Origin of the sequence: Streptomyces sp. NPDC050617 (assembly GCF_040654795.1) — a bacterium.
In the GTDB taxonomy this organism is placed as follows: domain Bacteria; phylum Actinomycetota; class Actinomycetes; order Streptomycetales; family Streptomycetaceae; genus Streptomyces.
In genome coordinates this window covers 173010-188064 of sequence record NZ_JBFAIS010000006.1, presented here as the reverse complement: position 1 = coordinate 188064, position 15055 = coordinate 173010, and the positions used below count along the sequence as shown (strand labels likewise).

Annotated in this window: 12 protein-coding genes and 1 pseudogene; 10 read left to right on the top strand and 3 right to left on the bottom strand. The window is 71.5% G+C overall.

Annotated features, from left to right (window positions below; translation table 11 throughout):
* Positions 1 to 25: 25 nt before the first annotated feature.
* The gene (locus AB0I49_RS11010; RefSeq protein WP_363226574.1) at positions 26 to 997 is read left to right on the top strand and encodes an ROK family protein; all 972 of its coding nucleotides are present in this window, start codon (positions 26 to 28) and stop codon (positions 995 to 997) included.
* Between the two features lie 170 nt (positions 998 to 1167).
* On the opposite strand, the pseudogene AB0I49_RS11005 reads toward AB0I49_RS11010, so the two are convergent.
* Positions 1168 to 2484, bottom strand: a pseudogene (locus AB0I49_RS11005) (glycoside hydrolase family 27 protein); the annotation flags it as partial.
* A 285-nt stretch (positions 2485 to 2769) separates the two neighbouring features.
* On the opposite strand from AB0I49_RS11005, the gene AB0I49_RS11000 reads away from it, so the two are divergent.
* The 5 genes from AB0I49_RS11000 to AB0I49_RS10980 all read left to right on the top strand — a co-directional run bounded on the left by AB0I49_RS11000 (position 2770) and on the right by AB0I49_RS10980 (position 7816).
* Positions 2770 to 4032 (top strand): ABC transporter substrate-binding protein, encoded by a 1263-nt coding sequence (locus AB0I49_RS11000; RefSeq protein WP_363226714.1) that lies wholly within the window; start codon positions 2770 to 2772, stop codon positions 4030 to 4032.
* 12 nt (positions 4033 to 4044) lie between these two features.
* Positions 4045 to 4956: a sugar ABC transporter permease gene (locus AB0I49_RS10995; RefSeq protein WP_363226573.1), complete on the top strand. Its 912-nt coding sequence runs from the start codon at positions 4045 to 4047 to the stop codon at positions 4954 to 4956.
* Positions 4953 to 5828, top strand: coding sequence for a carbohydrate ABC transporter permease (locus tag AB0I49_RS10990; RefSeq protein WP_363226572.1), 876 nt, complete (start codon positions 4953 to 4955; stop codon positions 5826 to 5828). The genes AB0I49_RS10995 and AB0I49_RS10990 overlap by 4 nt, the downstream gene beginning before the upstream one ends.
* A gap of 49 nt (positions 5829 to 5877) precedes the next feature.
* Positions 5878 to 6543, top strand: a complete 666-nt coding sequence (locus AB0I49_RS10985; RefSeq protein WP_363226571.1) for a hypothetical protein — start codon at positions 5878 to 5880, stop codon at positions 6541 to 6543.
* A 172-nt stretch (positions 6544 to 6715) separates the two neighbouring features.
* Positions 6716 to 7816, top strand: coding sequence for an NUDIX domain-containing protein (locus tag AB0I49_RS10980; RefSeq protein WP_363226570.1), 1101 nt, complete (start codon positions 6716 to 6718; stop codon positions 7814 to 7816).
* Positions 7817 to 7986: 170 nt separating this feature from the next.
* Here the strand turns inward: AB0I49_RS10980 and AB0I49_RS10975 are convergent, their stop codons facing one another.
* Positions 7987 to 9372, bottom strand: coding sequence for a dipeptidase (locus AB0I49_RS10975; RefSeq protein ID WP_363226569.1), 1386 nt, complete (start codon positions 9370 to 9372; stop codon positions 7987 to 7989).
* A gap of 173 nt (positions 9373 to 9545) precedes the next feature.
* Between AB0I49_RS10975 and AB0I49_RS10970 the strand changes: the two genes are divergently transcribed.
* From AB0I49_RS10970 to AB0I49_RS10960, 3 genes are all read left to right on the top strand, one after another.
* Positions 9546 to 10880 carry a geranylgeranyl reductase family protein gene (locus AB0I49_RS10970; protein ID WP_363226568.1) on the top strand — a complete coding sequence of 445 codons (1335 nt, stop codon included), beginning with the start codon at positions 9546 to 9548 and terminating at the stop codon, positions 10878 to 10880.
* A gap of 368 nt (positions 10881 to 11248) precedes the next feature.
* Complete coding sequence (locus AB0I49_RS10965) at positions 11249 to 12535, top strand: sensor histidine kinase (protein ID WP_363226713.1); 1287 nt, start codon at positions 11249 to 11251, stop codon at positions 12533 to 12535.
* Positions 12532 to 13197: a response regulator transcription factor gene (locus AB0I49_RS10960; RefSeq protein WP_363226567.1), complete on the top strand. Its 666-nt coding sequence runs from the start codon at positions 12532 to 12534 to the stop codon at positions 13195 to 13197. Before AB0I49_RS10965 ends, AB0I49_RS10960 begins: the two co-directional genes overlap by 4 nt.
* A 163-nt stretch (positions 13198 to 13360) precedes the next feature.
* Here AB0I49_RS10960 and AB0I49_RS10955 read toward each other — a convergent pair whose 3' ends face one another.
* Positions 13361 to 14284 carry an alpha/beta hydrolase gene (locus tag AB0I49_RS10955; RefSeq protein WP_363226566.1) on the bottom strand — a complete coding sequence of 308 codons (924 nt, stop codon included), beginning with the start codon at positions 14282 to 14284 and terminating at the stop codon, positions 13361 to 13363.
* Between the two features lie 43 nt (positions 14285 to 14327).
* Between AB0I49_RS10955 and AB0I49_RS10950 the strand changes: the two genes are divergently transcribed.
* Complete coding sequence (locus AB0I49_RS10950; RefSeq protein ID WP_363226565.1) at positions 14328 to 14804, top strand: MarR family transcriptional regulator; 477 nt, start codon at positions 14328 to 14330, stop codon at positions 14802 to 14804.
* Positions 14805 to 15055 lie beyond the last annotated feature (251 nt).

Below are 15055 nucleotides of genomic sequence, written 5' to 3'. Positions count from 1 at the left end.
CTGTGGACCAGGAGACATCGCACCCATGCACACCGACCTCGTCGCCGCACTCGACATCGGCGGCACCAAAATAGCGGCCGCCCTCGTGGACGGGCGCGGGCAGCTGCTCGTACGCGCCCAGCGGCCCACCCCCGCCCGTGAGGACGGCGCGACGGTGATGCGCGTGGTGACCGCGGTGCTGGAGGAGCTCAAGGAGTCCGGCGACTGGTCGCGGGTGCGGGCCGTCGGCATCGGCAGCGCGGGCCCCGTCGACGCGTCCGACGGCACCGTCAGCCCGGTCAACGTGCCCGGCTGGCGCGGCTTCCCGCTGGTCGCGGAGGTCACGAAGACGGCCGGCCCCGTCCCCGTCGTGCTGGTCGGCGACGGGGTGGCCATGACGGCCGCCGAGCACTGGCAGGGCGCGGCCCGCGGCCATGACAACGCCCTGTGCATGGTCGTCTCCACCGGCGTCGGCGGCGGGCTGGTACTGAACGGCCGGCTCCACCCCGGCATCACCGGCAACGCGGGCCACATCGGGCACATCAGCGTCGATCTCGACGGCGACCTGTGCGCCTGCGGCTCGCACGGCTGCGTGGAGCGCATCGCCAGCGGCCCCAACATCGCCCGCCGCGCCGTCGAGAGCGGCTGGCGGCCCGGCCCGGACGGCGATGCGAGCGCCGCCGCGGTCGCCGCCTCGGCCCGGCTCGGCGACCCGCTCGCGCTGGCCTCCTTCCAGCGCGCCGCACAGGCCCTCGCGGCCGGCATCGCCGCCACCGCGACGCTCGTGGAGCTGGAGGTCGTGGTCATCGGCGGCGGCGTCGCGGGCGCGGGGGACACGCTCTTCGTCCCCCTGCGCGAGCAGCTGCGCCGCTACGCCACGCTGTCCTTCGCCGCCGGCGTCGAGGTCGTTCCGGCGCAGCTCGCCGGGGACGCCGGGCTGGTGGGCGCCGCGGCCGCGGCGGCGCAGGAACTGGGGCTGTGGAGCGCGGGACACGAGGCGGCGGCGCCGACGGCGTAGGCCGTCCGTCGGCCGCGCCGCGCGTCACGGGACGGCCCGCGTCGCCGAGCGGTGACGCGCGCGGGCCGACCGCTACGGGCCGATCACCGGCGCGGGCCGGGCTGCTGTTCGTGGGCTTCCCGCCGGTGCTCCCCGCTGCCCGTGGCGCGCCGCGCTCAGTGCTTCACCGTCGAGAGCCGGAAGACGGCGGTGCCGTGCGCGGGGACGGTGGCGCTGATCTCGCCGTGCGTGTTGTGCTGCTTGTGCTGCCAGAGGTCGCGCAGCCGGTACGTGGGGGCCGCGGGCATGCCGACGGCCTTGGCGGTGGTCGTGATGGTCTGCGGCTGGCCCGTCTCGTTGAAGAGGGCGACGGCGCGGTCGCCGTCCTTCAGCTGCTTGACGACGGTCCAGCGCCCGGCGTCGGAGGACAGGACCGTGCCCTGCTTGCCGAGCGGGTCCTGGTCGAGCGCGATGATGTCGCGGTTGGAGACGATCTCGTACGTCTCGGGGGTCGCCGTGCGCAGATCGGTGCCGATGAGCAGGGGCGCGGCCATCATCGACCACATGGAGAAGTGGGTGCGGTACTCGGTGTCCGTCATGCCGCCGTTGCCGACCTCCAGCATGTCGGGGTCGTTCCAGTGGCCGGGGCCCGCGTACGGGGCGAGCGGCAGGTTCTGCTTGAGGATGGCGAGCATGCTGCCCCACTGGTCCCTGATGTCGCCGGTCGTGCGCCATAGGTGGCCGACGTCCGCGGCCCACTCCCAGGGCTTGTTCTGGCCCCACTCGCAGAGGCCGTAGACGATGGGGCGGCCGGTGGCTTTGAGCGCGTCGCGCATCGTGGTGTACCGCTTCTTGGCGTCCAGGCCGAGGTTGTTGCAGTTGTCGTACTTGAGGTAGTCGACGCCCCAGTCGGCGAACTGCTGGGCGTCGGATTTCTCGTGGTACAGCGCGCCGGGAAGCCCCATCGGGTTGCAGGTCTTGACGCCCGCGCTCGTGTAGATGCCGAACTTCAGCCCCTTGGAGTGGACGTAGTCGGCGACGGCCTTGATGCCGTTCGGGAAGCGCTGGGGGTCCGCGACCAGCTTGCCGTTCGCGTCGCGCTGCGGGAGCGCCCAGCAGTCGTCGAGGTTGACGTACTGGTATCCGGCGTCCTTGAGCCCCTTGGCGACGAAGATGTCGGCGATGGACTTGACCATCGACTCGTTGAACTCGGCCCGGCAGTGCGTCGAGTTCCAGTTGTTGAAGCCCATGGGCGGGGTGGCGGCGAGCCCGTCGGGGAGGCGGGGCGAGCGGCCCCCGGCAGTGCCGCGGGTTTCGCCGTTCTGCGCGGCGGCGTTCTGCGAAGCGGCCTTCTGCGATGCGGCGTTCTGCGCGGCGGCGTTTTGCGCGGCGGTGTTCTGCGCGGCGGCGGGCTCGGCCAGTCCGGACGGGCCCGCCGTACAGAGCAGCGCGGCGGCCAGCGATCCGATGACTCTTCGGCCGGTGAAAGCGGCGGGAAGATGGCGCATCATGCGGTACTCCGTCCTTCAGAGGAATACATGACGTCATGTACGTGTCACGTACGCGCGTTTACGGTAGACCGTGTTGGACTCTGTTGGAAGAGATGCGGTAACGGTTACCCCGCTTCGTGTCAAAACCCTTGACGGTGCCCGAACTTGACGGTGAGATCCCAACACTTGCGTTCGGTTGTGTTCGATTGCACCCCTGAGGAGGGGGACATGGCACAGTCATCGTTCAGCGGTATGGCCGGACAGCGCGAAGCCACAGGAGTCCCGGAAGGCGCGGGACATCGGATGTCCCGCCGGACGCTGCTACGGGCCTCAGCGCTCGGCGCCGGATCGGTCGCCCTCCCCGCCCTGCTCACCGCCTGCGGCAACGGCCCCGGCGGCGGCGACATCACCCTGGGGTCCAATGCCTCGGACCCGGTTCCGAAGAAGGCGTTCGCCCAATCCTTCGCGGCATATGAGAAGGCGTCGAAGAAGAAGGTCAAAGTCAACACCGTTGACCACAACAGCTTTCAGCAGAACATCAACCGCTATCTCAAGGGCAGCCCGGACGACGTATTCATGTGGTTCGCCGGTTACCGGATGCAGTTCTTCGCCAAGAAGGGGCTGCTCACCGACGTCAGTGATCTCTGGACGGGGTTCCAGGGCTTCTCGAAGGCGCTGAAGGACCAGTCCACCGGCGAGGACGGCAAGCAGTACTTCGTGCCGTACTACTACTATCCGTGGGCCGTGTTCTACCGGAAGAGCGTCTTCCAGCAGCATGGCTACGAGGTGCCGAAGACCTTCGACCAGTACACGGCGCTCGCCCGGCGGATGCGCGGGGACGGGCTCATACCGATCGCCTTCGGCGACAAGGACGGCTGGCCCGCCATGGGCACCTTCGACTACCTCGATATGCGCGCCAACGGCTACGACTTCCACCTCGCGCTCATGCGCGGCAAGGAATCCTGGACCGACCCCAGGGTCAAGCGCGTATTCGACCTCTGGCGCTCCATCCTGCCCTATCACCAGCAGGGCGCCAACGGCCGCACCTGGCAGGAGGCCGCGCAGAGCCTCGCGCGGAAGAAAGCCGGCATGACCGTGCTCGGACTCCCGCACCCCGGCCAGCAGTTCACCGCCGCCGACCGTGAGGATCTCGACTTCTTCCCCTTCCCGGAGATCGATTCGCGGTACGGCCAGGAAGCGGTGGAAGCGCCCGTCGACGGATTCCTCATGGCGAAGAAGGCCAAGAACAAGAAGGGCGCGAAGGATCTGCTGAAGTACCTCGCCACGCCGGCCGCCGAGGAGCGCTATCTGAAGAGCGACCCCAACAACGTCGCCGTCAACGACCGGGCGTCCACCGGCTTGTACAACACGCTGCAGAAGAAAGCGGCCGAACTCGTCTCCGGCGCCAAACAGATCTCCCAGTTCATGGACCGCGATACCCGGCCCGACTTCGCGCAGACCGTGATGATCCCGTCCATCCAGCGCTTCATCAACGACCCCGCCGACATCGACGGCCTGCTCAAATCCATCGAATCCCAGAAGAAGTCGATGTTCGCCAGTGAGTAGGAGCCACGCGCCGTGCCTTCCGCCACCACACGGCGCGCCCGGCGGCGTGGCCCGCGGCGATTCACCCGCCGCGACCTCGCCGTCATCGGCGTGCTGCTGGGCATACCCGTACTGCTCGACCTGGCCGTCATCTGGGGCCCGACCCTCGCCTCCGTCGGCCTCTCCTTCACCAGTTGGGACGGGATCGGCGATATCACATGGGTGGGCGGGCAGAATTACCACGACCTGTTCACCGACTATCCGCCGTTCTGGCCGGCCGCCCGCAACAACCTGCTGTGGCTCGCCTTCCTCGGGCTGATCGCCACCCCGTTCGGGCTGCTGCTGGCCGTACTCCTCGACCGCGGCGTCCGCTTCAGCCGCTTCTACCAGTCCACCCTGTATATGCCGGTCGTGCTCTCGCTCGCGATCGTCGGATTCATCGCGCAGCTGATCCTCTCCCGTGACCAGGGCGCGCTCAACGCCGTACTCGCCCGCGGCAATCCGGTGGACTGGCTGGGCGATCCCGACCTCAATATCTGGATGATCCTGCTCGCGGCGGGCTGGCGGCACACCGGCTATGTGATGATCCTGTACCTCGCCGGGCTGAAATCCGTCGACCCCGTGCTCAAGGAGGCCGCGGCCATCGACGGCGCGGGCCCGCGCCAGACGTTCTTCCAGGTCGTACTGCCGACCCTGCGTCCCGTGAACGTCATCGTCGGCGTCATCACCGTCATCGAGGCGCTGCGCGCCTTCGACATCGTCTATGCCGTGAATCAGGGCCGCAACGGACTGGAACTGCTCTCCGTACTCGTCACCGACAACATCATCGGCGAGGCCGGCCGCATCGGATTCGGCTCCGCCATCGCCGTCGTCCTGCTCGTCGTGTCCTTGGGGTTCATCGTGACGTATCTGGTCCAGGAATTGAGAGGGGAGAAACGCCGATGACCGCCCCCGCCCTCTTCCGCGTCCGGCCGGGCCGCCTCGGTCTGCACGCCTTCCTGCTCACCGTCTCCCTGGTCTTCCTGGCGCCCCTGCTGCTGGCGGTATACGCCTCGCTCCGCCCCTACGAGGAAACCGCCGAACACGGCTATTTCTCGCTGCCCCGCCACCTTTCCTTCGACTACTACCGCCAGGCGTTCAGCGACTCGGGGATGAGCAAGTACTTCGCCAATTCACTGATCATCGCGGTGCCCGGCGTCCTCGTCACCCTCTTCCTCGCCTCCTTCGTCGCCTTCGCCGTCTCCCGCCTGCGGCTGCGCGGCGGGACCTTCCTGCTCATCGTCTTCACCGCCGGAAACCTGCTCCCGCAACAGGTCATCGTCACCCCCCTCTACGTGCTCTTCAACCGCATCCCCCTCCCGTACTGGATGTCCGACTCCCTCACGATGTACGACTCCTACTGGGCCGTCATCACCGTGCACATCGGCTTCCAACTGGGCTTCTGCGTCTTCGTCCTGGCCAATTTCATGCGCGCCCTCCCCATCGAAATCCTGGAGGCGGCAGTCGTGGACGGCGCCGGAGTCTGGACCCAGTACTGGCGCATCACCCTCCCCCTCTGCCGCCCCGCCCTGGCAGCCCTGGGCACCCTCCAATTCACCTGGATGTACAACGACTTCCTCTGGGCCCTCGTCTTCATCTCCAACGGCGACAAACTCCCCGTAACCTCAGCCCTCAACAACCTCCGCGGCCAATTCTTCACCGACTACAACCTGCTAGCAGCAGGCTCGGTCCTCGTCGCCCTCCCGACGATCCTGGTGTTCCTGCTACTGCAACGCCACTTCATCGCGGGGCTGACGTTGGGGGCCGGCAAGGGGTAGCGGGGGTCCGGACGTCCGGGCGTTGGGGTGCCCGTGTGAGACTTGCGTGATGGTGTCCCATCTGATCGCGGTGATCGGCAGCAGTCCCGGCGTCGGCAAGTCGACCCTGTGCGGCGCGCTCGCGCGTCGGCTTCGTGGTGCTGGTGCGAGCGTCGACCATTTCCAGGAAGCCGACATTCTCACGCGGCCCGCTTTCGGCGCTGTGGCGGAGGAGTTCGCCGGGGGAGCCGGCAGCGTGCGGCCCGAGACGTTGGTGAAGGCGACGCGGGCGTATGTGTCGCAGGCTCGGGCGGACGGGGTGGAGGCGCTGGTGACGGATGCGCTGATTCCGTTCGTGCCGTCGCTGGTCGCCTGGGGGCATGAGGAGCCGGCGATCTCCGCGGTCGTACGCGACTTGGTGGAGGCGGTCGAGCCGACGAGGGTGACCGTGGTGTACCTGCGCGACGACCCGGACGCGGCGCTGCGGCGGGCGGTCGACCGGGAAGGGCCGCAGTGGGAGGACTGGTTCGTCGGCCGGCTCGCCGGGTCGCCCGGTACGTCCTCCGTGGACAGCCTGGCGGCGGCGGCCGAACACCTGCGCCGCGAGGCGGAGCTGACGCTGCGGCTGCTGGCGGCGACGCCGTGGTCCGTGCTGACCGTGGAGGTCGGGGAGCGTTCCGCTGCCGAGGTCGAGGAGTGCGCCTGGCGCGGACTCGCCGGCCCGCTCGGGAGGTAACCGGCGGCGCGTCGCCCACCGGTGTGCGCCCCCGCGCACATACCGGCGCTCGGTCCGCTGCCGTGTGCCCCCGTGCCGCCCCTTCGTCCCTCCTTCCGCAGCGCCGCTCGCACGCGTTTTCGTGGCAAGGTGTTCCGGGAAATTCACTGGGGGCTACGGAAAAGGGGGCACCGTGATCGTTTGGCTGAACGGTCCGCACGGTGCGGGGAAGACCCGTACGGCGCGAGAACTGGTGAGTCTGATTCCGGGCAGTACTCTCTACGACCCCGGCGTGATCGGCAGCCTCCTCCGCTCACTGCTCCCGCCGCAGCGGCTCGGCGGCGCCGTCGGCTATCAGGACCTGCCGGACCTGCCCATTTGGCGGCGGCTGGTCATCGACGGCGCCGCCGCGCTGCTCGCCGAGGTCGGCGGGGTATTGGTCGTGCCGATGACGCTGCTCCGGCAGGAGTACCGCGACGAGATATTCGGCGGGCTCGCCGCTCGCCGCATTCCCGTTCGGCATGTGCTGATGTCACCCGACGAATCGATACTGCGATCCCGTGTCCTGAATCATGCGGAATTCCGGGCCCCTTCCACCGTGAACGCCGTGAACGCCGTGAACGCGGTGAACGCCAACAGCAGCGGGAACGCCGTGGGCACGGAGACGAAACAATGCGCGCTCGACCACATCGCGCGCTATCGCGAAGCCCTCCCGTGGCTCGGCGCCGACGCCTACGTACTCGACACCGGCTCCCTCACCCCCCGCCAGGCCGCGGAGCGGATAGCCGACGCCGTACGGACCGGCGCGGCCGGCTGCTGCGAGATCGTGCAGACCCCGGAGCCGAGGGGCGAGACGACCGCTGCCGGGGTGCTGCTCTTCGACGAGGACGACCGCGTGCTCCTCGTCGACCCCACGTACAAGCCGGGCTGGGAGTTCCCCGGCGGCGTCGTGGAACCGGGAGAGTCGCCCGCCCGCGCCGGCATGCGCGAGGTCGCCGAGGAGCTGGGCCTCGAACTCGCCGACGTCCCCCGGCTGCTCGTACTCGACTGGGAACCGCCCCGCGCCCCCGGCTTCGGCGGGCTGCGCCTCCTCTTCGACGGCGGCCTGCTGCCCCGCGGCTCGGCGGACCGGCTGCTGCTGCCCTGCGCGGAACTGCGCGGCTGGCGCTTCGTCACCGAACACGAGGCCGCGCGCATGCTGCCGCCCGTACGGCAGACCCGGCTGCGCTGGGCCCTGCGCGCACGCGAACAGGGACGCCCGCTCAATCTCGAAGCGGGCGTCCCTGTCGGCTGACCGGCCCGGACCGGCCCGGACCGGCCCGGCCCGGACCGGCCCGGACCGGCCCGGCCCGGACCGGCCCGGCCCGGACCGGCCCGGCCCGGACCGGCCCGGGCCGGCCCGGCCCGGACCGGCCGGAGCCGGTCCCCGAGCGCTCCCGGGGAAGCCGGCCCCGTCGTCTCAGCTCACCGCTTGCTGTCCGCGTAGTTGATGAGGAAGACCGCCTCCGCCAGCGACAGCCGCTCCAGCTCCTGCGGCGAGACGCTCTCATTGACGGCGTGGATCTGCGCCTCCGGCTCGCTCAACCCGATGAGCAGGATCTCCGCCTCGGGGTAGAGCTGCGACAACGCGTTGCACAGCGGGATCGAACCGCCCATGCCGGCGGTCTGCATCTCCTCGTCCGGGTACGCGACGCGCATCGCCTCGGCCATCGACGCGTACGCCGGGCTCTCGGTGTCGGCCCGGAACGGCTGGCCCTCGCCGACCTGCTCGACCTCGACCCGCGCGCCCCACGGCGCCGCCGACCGCAGATGCGCCGTCAGCAGCTCGGTGGCCTCCACCGCGTCCTGGCCCGGCGGCACCCGCAGGCTCACCAGCGCCCGCGCGCCGGCGTGTACGGACGGGGTGGCGCCGACGACGGGCGGGCAGTCGATGCCGAGCACGGTGACGGCCGGGCGCGCCCAGACGCGGTCGGCGACCGTACCGGAGCCGATCAGTCCGACGCCGTCCAGCACCCTGGCGTCCTTGCGGAACTCCTCCTCCGGGTACTGCAGCCCCTCCCACGACGCGTCCGCCGCCAGGCCCTCGACCGTCGTCGAACCGTCCTCGGCGCGCAGCGAGTCGAGGATCCGGATCAGGGCCGCGAGCGCGTCCGGCGCCGCGCCGCCGAACTGGCCGGAGTGCAGATTGCCTTCGAGGGTGTCGACCTGGACGCGGACGAGCGTCATCCCGCGCAGCGTCGCCGTGACGGTCGGCAGACCCACCCGGAAGTTCCCGGTGTCGCCGATGACGATGGTGTCGGCGGTGAGCAGCTCGGGGTGCGCCCGCGCGTACTGCTCCAGGCCGCCCGTGCCCTGCTCCTCCGAGCCCTCCGCGATCACCTTGACGTTCACGGGCACGCCGCCGTGCTCCTTGAGCGCGCGCAGCGCCGTCAGATGCATGATCAGGCCGCCCTTGCAGTCCGCGGCGCCACGCCCGTACCAGCGGCCGTCGCGCTCGGTCAGCTCGAACGGCGGCGAGAGCCACGCGGACTCGTCCAGCGGCGGCTGCACGTCGTAGTGCGCGTACAGGAGCACGGTCGGCGCGCCCTCGGGGCCGGGCAGGAAACCGTAGACCGACTGGGTGCCGTCCGGGGTGTCGAGCAGCGCGACGTCCTGGAAGCCCTCGGTGCGTAGCGCCTCGGCCACCCAGTTCGCGGCGGCCTCGCACTCGCTCCGGGGGAACTGGTCCGGATCGGCGACCGACTTGAAGGCCACGAGCTCGGCCAGTTCGGCCTTGGCCCGCGGCTGGAGGGAGGCGACCGTCCGGGCGAGCGCGGGGTGGGCGGTCGGCGGGGTCGAGGCGTGCTCCATGGAACGCTCCTTGTGGGCGCGACGTTATGTCCGTACGTGGGCGTCCGTAAGCGAGGTCCGTACGTACGGACGATTTCAGAGGTCCGATCTTCCCACAGGGGGATCGTCGTACGGCGGCCCGTAGGATGCGGGCGACAGCCGGAGCCAGGCAGCGAGCGGGAGTAGAAGCACAGGTGAGCAGCGACAACGCAGCCCAGGACAGCGGAGCGACCGACGAGTCGGTGTGGGACGTCGTGGTGGTGGGCGCCGGGCCCGCGGGGGCCTCGGCCGCCTACGCCGCGGCCGTCGCCGGCCGCAGGGTGCTGCTGCTGGAGAAATCCGAGCTGCCCCGGTACAAGACCTGCGGCGGCGGCATCATCGGGCCGTCCCGCGATTCCCTGCCACCAGGCTTCGAGCTGCCGCTGCGGGACCGCGTGCACGCCGTCACCTTCTCCCTCAACGGCAAGCTCTCCCGCACCCGGCGCTCCAAGCAGATGCTCTTCGGGCTCATCAACCGGCCCGAGTTCGACGCCTCCCTGGTCGAGACCGCCAAGGACGCGGGCGCCCGGGTGCGTACGGGCGCGACCGTCTCGCGCGTCGAGCAGCACGGCTCCTCGGTGCCCGACCGGCGGACCGTCGCCGTCGTGCTCGCGGACGGCGAGATCGTGCTGGCGCGCGCGGTGATCGGCGCGGACGGCAGCGCCAGCAGAATAGGAGCGCACGTCGGGGTCAAGCTCGACCAGGTCGACCTCGGGCTGGAGTCGGAGATTCCGGTGCCGCCGACGGTGGCGGAGGACTGGGCCGGCCGCGTGCACATCGACTGGGGCCCGATCCCCGGCAGCTACGGCTGGGTCTTCCCCAAGGGGGACACCCTGACCGTCGGCGTGATCTCGGCGCGCGGCGAGGGCGCGGGCACCAAGCGCTATCTGGAGGACTTCATCGCCCGCCTCGGCCTCGCGGGCTTCGAGCCGAGCGTCTCCTCCGGACACCTCACCCGCTGCCGCTCCGACGACTCGCCGCTCTCCCGCGGCCGGGTGATCGTCTGCGGCGACGCGGCCGGGCTGCTGGAACCGTGGACGCGGGAGGGCATCTCCTTCGCGCTGCGTTCGGGACGGCTCGCGGGGGAGTGGGCGGTCCGCATCTCCGAGGCGCAGGACGCGGTCGACGCGCGCCGCCAGGCGCTCAACTACGCCTTCGCGATCAAGGCCGGGCTCGGCGTGGAGATGGGCGTGGGCCGCCGGATGCTGACCGCCTTCGAGCGCCGCCCCGGCGTCATGCACGCGGCCGTCACGAGCTTCCGGCCGGCCTGGCAGGCTTTTGCGAAGATCACCCGAGGGACGACGACGCTCGCCGAGATCGTACGGACCCACCCGATGGCCCGCCGCGCGCTCGCCGCGATGGACCGGCCGCAGCCGGGGAACCGGGCGGGCGGCCGGGGCGGGAACCGCGGCGGAGGGCGGGCGGAGCAGCAGGCCGAGGAGCAGCCGGGGGACCGGGCGGAGAACCAGCCGGGGACGCAGGCGGGGTAGGGGACCGGTGCCGGGCGGGCCGGCGCCCGGGGGACCGGCGCCCAGCCCTTTCCGGTTCCTGTTCCGGCCGCCCGTACTCCCCGGGGAGTACGGGCGATCACCACGCGTGGCTGACGCGCCCCGCGCCCCCGCCGTCTAGCGTTGCCGGCATGAGCAGCGAGAGGCGGGCGCCGTGGGCGCGGCCGGCGCGAAAGCGCGGTGGCCGCGGCGGTGGCAGCGGCGGCGGTCCGCCGTGGACGCGCGAGAGCGACGGCCCCTCGCCACGGTCGCGGGAGCGCGACGGCGGCGGCCCGCCATGGACGCGGGAGCGCGACGGCGGGGGCCTGCCATGGATGCGGGACAGCGACGGGGGCGGCGGCCCGCCATGGATGCGGGACAGCGGCGGAGGGGGCGGCCCGCCGTGGGAGCGCTGGCTCCGTCGCCCCGCCGATCGCCTGCCCTGGCTCTCCTCGCTCGCCGTCGCCGTGATCCAGCAGGTCGGCACCGGCTTCGCCGCCCACAGCCAGGCCGACCGCGCGCCCGTGGACCTGTTCGCGAGGGCGCTGCTCCTGATCGGGCCGCTCTTCATGGTGGTGCGCCACCGCCATCCGGCCCTCGCGGTTTTCGGCGCGTCCATCGCCGCCACGGTCTACCTCGGCGCGGGCTACCCGTACGGACCGGTCTACTTCAGCGTCGTCATCACCTGCTTCGCCGCCGTACTCGCCGGACACCGCCACGCGGCCTGGGGAGCGGTGGCCCTGCTGTGGGCGGGCCAGGTGCTCGCCGCGCACTGGCTCTACCGCTGGCTCCCGCCGTCCGGCGACGGCCCCGGCAGCTGGGTATCGGACTCGGGGACCGCGGCCTGGCTGCTGGTCGTCGTCGCCGTGTCCGAGCTGGTACGCGGCCGGCGCGAGCAATGGGTGCGCGACCGCGCGGAACGGGCGGCCGCCGAGCGCCGCCGCGGCGACGAGGAGCGGCTGCGGATCGCCCGCGAACTGCACGACGTACTGGCGCACAGCATCTCCGTCATCAACGTTCAGGCGGGCGTCGGCCTCGCACTCCTCGACCGGGACCCCGAGCAGGCCCGTACCGCCCTCACCACCATCAAGGCGGCCAGCAAGGAAGCGCTCGGCGAGGTCCGCCAGGTGCTCGGCGCCCTGCGCGCGCCCGGCGACGCGCCCCGCTCGCCCGCGCCGGGGCTCGACCGGCTGCCGGAACTGACGGAGCAGGCGGCGAGCACCGGGCTCGGCGTGAACGTCGCAGTCGAGGGCGTACGCGCCGAACTGCCGCCCGCCACCGACCTGGCGGCCTTCCGCATCGTCCAGGAAGCCCTCACCAACATCGTCCGCCACTCCGGCTCGCGCACCGCGCGCGTACGCCTGCGGTACGCGCCCGACCTCCTCGAACTCCGCGTGGACGACGACGGCCCCGCCACGGCGGACAGCGACGCGCAGGGCGTGACGGGCGGCGGCAACGGCCTCGTCGGCATGCGCGAACGCGTCGCCGCCTTCGGAGGGGACCTCGACGCGGGGCCCCGGCGGGACGGCGGATTCCGCGTCGTCGCGCGCATTCCGCTCAGGACCCCGCCGGCCGGGCCGTCGGGCGGCTCGCAAGGCAGCCCGCCGGGCGGGGGCGGGGCTACGGTGACCCCACCCCAGGACAAGGAGATCCCGTGATCCGCGTGCTGCTCGCCGACGACCAACTGCTGGTACGCGCCGGGTTCCGGGCGCTGCTCGACGCCGAGCCCGACATCGAGGTGGCGGGCGAGGCGGCCGACGGCGAGCAGGCGGTGGACCAGGTGCGTGCGCTGCGCCCCGGCGTGGTCCTCATGGACATCCGCATGCCGGTACTCGACGGCCTCGCCGCCACCCGCCGCATCACCGAGGATCCGGCGCTGGCCGAGGTGAAGGTCGTGATGCTCACCACCTTCGAACTGGACGAGTACGTCTTCGAGGCCCTCCGCTCCGGCGCCTCGGGCTTTCTCGTCAAGGACACCGAGCCGGAGGAACTGGTGCGCGCGGTACGGGCCGTGGTCGACGGCGACGCGCTCCTCTCGCCCGGCGTGACGCGCCGCCTGATCGCGGAGTTCGCCGCCCGCTCCAAGGAACCGGCCGCCGCGGCCGGGCTCGCGGACCTGACCGAACGGGAACGGGAGGTGATGGCGCTGGTCGGCGTCGGCCTCTCCAACGAGGAGATCGCCCGCCGCCTCGTCGTCTCCCCGCTGACTGCCAAGACCCACGTCAGCCGCACCATGGTCAAACTCGGCGTCCGGGACCGCGCCGGGCTCGTCGTCCTCGCCTACGAGTCGGGGCTGGTACGGCCGGGCTGGCTGGGGTGAGGAGACCGACAGCCCCGGTAGCCCCGACAGCCCCGGTAGCCCCGACGGGCAGGTGGGGCGGGCGGGGGAGAGGGCCTCGGCGGGCGAGGAGCCGCGGGCCGATCATCTGCAATGCAGGGGAGAGCAGGCCCCGGGCGGGGGCGGGGCCGGGCCGGGACCGGACCTACCCCGCTGAGGCGTGCGCCGTGTCGGCGGCGCGAACGCGCTGACCAAGGAAGAGAGCCGCGCGGTCCAGTGCCTCATCCGCCTCGTCCAGTACGCCGGCGAACGACTGGAACACGTGCGGCACATCGGCGGTGACGTCCAGGATGACGTCCACTCCGGCCGCCCTGGCGCGCGCGGCCAGGCGCGTGGAGTCGTCCAGCAGGATCTCGTTGGCGCCCACCTGGAGCAGCAGCGGGGGGAAGCCGGTCAGGTCGGCGAGGACGGCCGGGCTGAGCAGGGGCTGCCGCGGGTCGGCTCCGGCGAGGTACATGGCCCCGGTGCGTTCGACGGCCTGGCGGGTGAAGATCGGGTCGATGTCTTCCTTGGTGACCATGCTCTCGCCCGATCGAGTGGCGTCGAGGCCCGGGGAGAAGGCCACTATGGCGGCGGGCAGCGGAAGCCCCGCGTCGCGGGCGGCGAGGCAGGTGGTGATGGTGAGGCCGCCGCCGGCGGAGTCGCCGGCGAAGGCGATGGACGAGGGGTCTTCGCCGCTGTCGAGTAGGGCGCGGTAAGCGCCCAGGGTGTCGTCGATCGCGGCCGGGAACGGGTGCTCCGGGGCGAGCCGGTAGTCCACCGAGTACGCCCCGAAGCCGGTCTTGGCCGTCAAGTTCCCCGTCAGCGACAGGGCGGTCTCAGGAGAGCCGAACACCCAGCCGCCGCCGTGGAAGTACAGGATCGTCCCGGCGCGGCGCCCGTGGTCCGGCTCGACACGCAGTGCGGGTCGGTCGCCGAGCGTCGCCTGCGTGACGCTGATGTCGTCCGGCACGTTCATCTGGGCCATCAGCGCCTTGAATCCGGCTCGGAGCTCGTCCACCGACCGGGGTCCCTCGGCCCGCGGCTGCCGCATCATCGCATCGATCCGGGCGCGCTGTTCCTTGCTCATAGGTGTGCTCCCGTCGTAAGTAGATTCCGCTACACTATATGCCATGGCATCTAAATCGACTGGCGGAACAGAGGACCTCCTGAGCTTCTTCGCCGATCTGGTCCGATGCGAGACGCGTCTGTACAACGCCCTCAACGACCGGCTCCGTGACCGGCACGGGATCGTCACCTCGCAGTTCGAGTTCCTGCGCTACTTGCGCGACCACCCCGGAGCCCGCGTGGCGGACCTCGCCGCCGAATTCGCCATCGGCATCGGCGCGACCAGCAAGGGCGTCGACCGTCTGGAGAGGCAGGGGTGGGCCGTCCGGCAGCCGAACCCCTCCGACCGCCGGTCCTCACTGCTGGCCCTGACCGACGACGGCTCGCAGCTCGTCGACGCGGCGGAGGCGACCGTCGCCGACGCGCTGGCCGAGCTGATCGGGGGCGCTCTCGACGGCCCCTCAGGGGCGGCTGTCCTGCTGGCCATCTCGAAGCTGCGCTCCGCGCTCGAACGCGACCAGACCGGCACCCCCACGGGCTGACGGACACCTGCTGGACCCAGCGGCAGCGGCGCTCGCTTGGGGAGCAGCACCCGGTTCCGGCGCGACCCCGTCACCGCCACCGCGACCGCGTGCTTGAACAGCCTCACCTGCGTCCCGGCGTACGCCCATCAGGCCGCCCGTCCGAAGACAGGAAGCCGCGGGACCCCTGCCCCAACTCCCGCTCGGCGAAGGCCCGGCACCCGAACGGTCGTGGGTCTCCGCCGCGTACTCGCACTCGTACGGTGCCCTGC

Bases quoted from the DNA above. Each gene is read 5' to 3' on its own strand.
- AB0I49_RS11010 (WP_363226574.1), top strand. From the start codon at position 26: ATGCACACCGACCTCGTCGCCGCACTCGACATCGGCGGCACCAAAATA.
- AB0I49_RS11000 (WP_363226714.1), top strand. From the start codon at position 2,770: ATGTCCCGCCGGACGCTGCTACGGGCCTCAGCGCTCGGCGCCGGATCG.
- AB0I49_RS10990 (WP_363226572.1), top strand. From the start codon at position 4,953: ATGACCGCCCCCGCCCTCTTCCGCGTCCGGCCGGGCCGCCTCGGTCTG.
- AB0I49_RS10985 (WP_363226571.1), top strand. From the start codon at position 5,878: ATGGTGTCCCATCTGATCGCGGTGATCGGCAGCAGTCCCGGCGTCGGC.
- AB0I49_RS10975 (WP_363226569.1), bottom strand. From the start codon at position 9,372: ATGGAGCACGCCTCGACCCCGCCGACCGCCCACCCCGCGCTCGCCCGG.
- AB0I49_RS10965 (WP_363226713.1), top strand. From the start codon at position 11,249: ATGCGGGACAGCGGCGGAGGGGGCGGCCCGCCGTGGGAGCGCTGGCTC.
- AB0I49_RS10955 (WP_363226566.1), bottom strand. From the start codon at position 14,284: ATGAGCAAGGAACAGCGCGCCCGGATCGATGCGATGATGCGGCAGCCG.
- AB0I49_RS10950 (WP_363226565.1), top strand. From the start codon at position 14,328: ATGGCATCTAAATCGACTGGCGGAACAGAGGACCTCCTGAGCTTCTTC.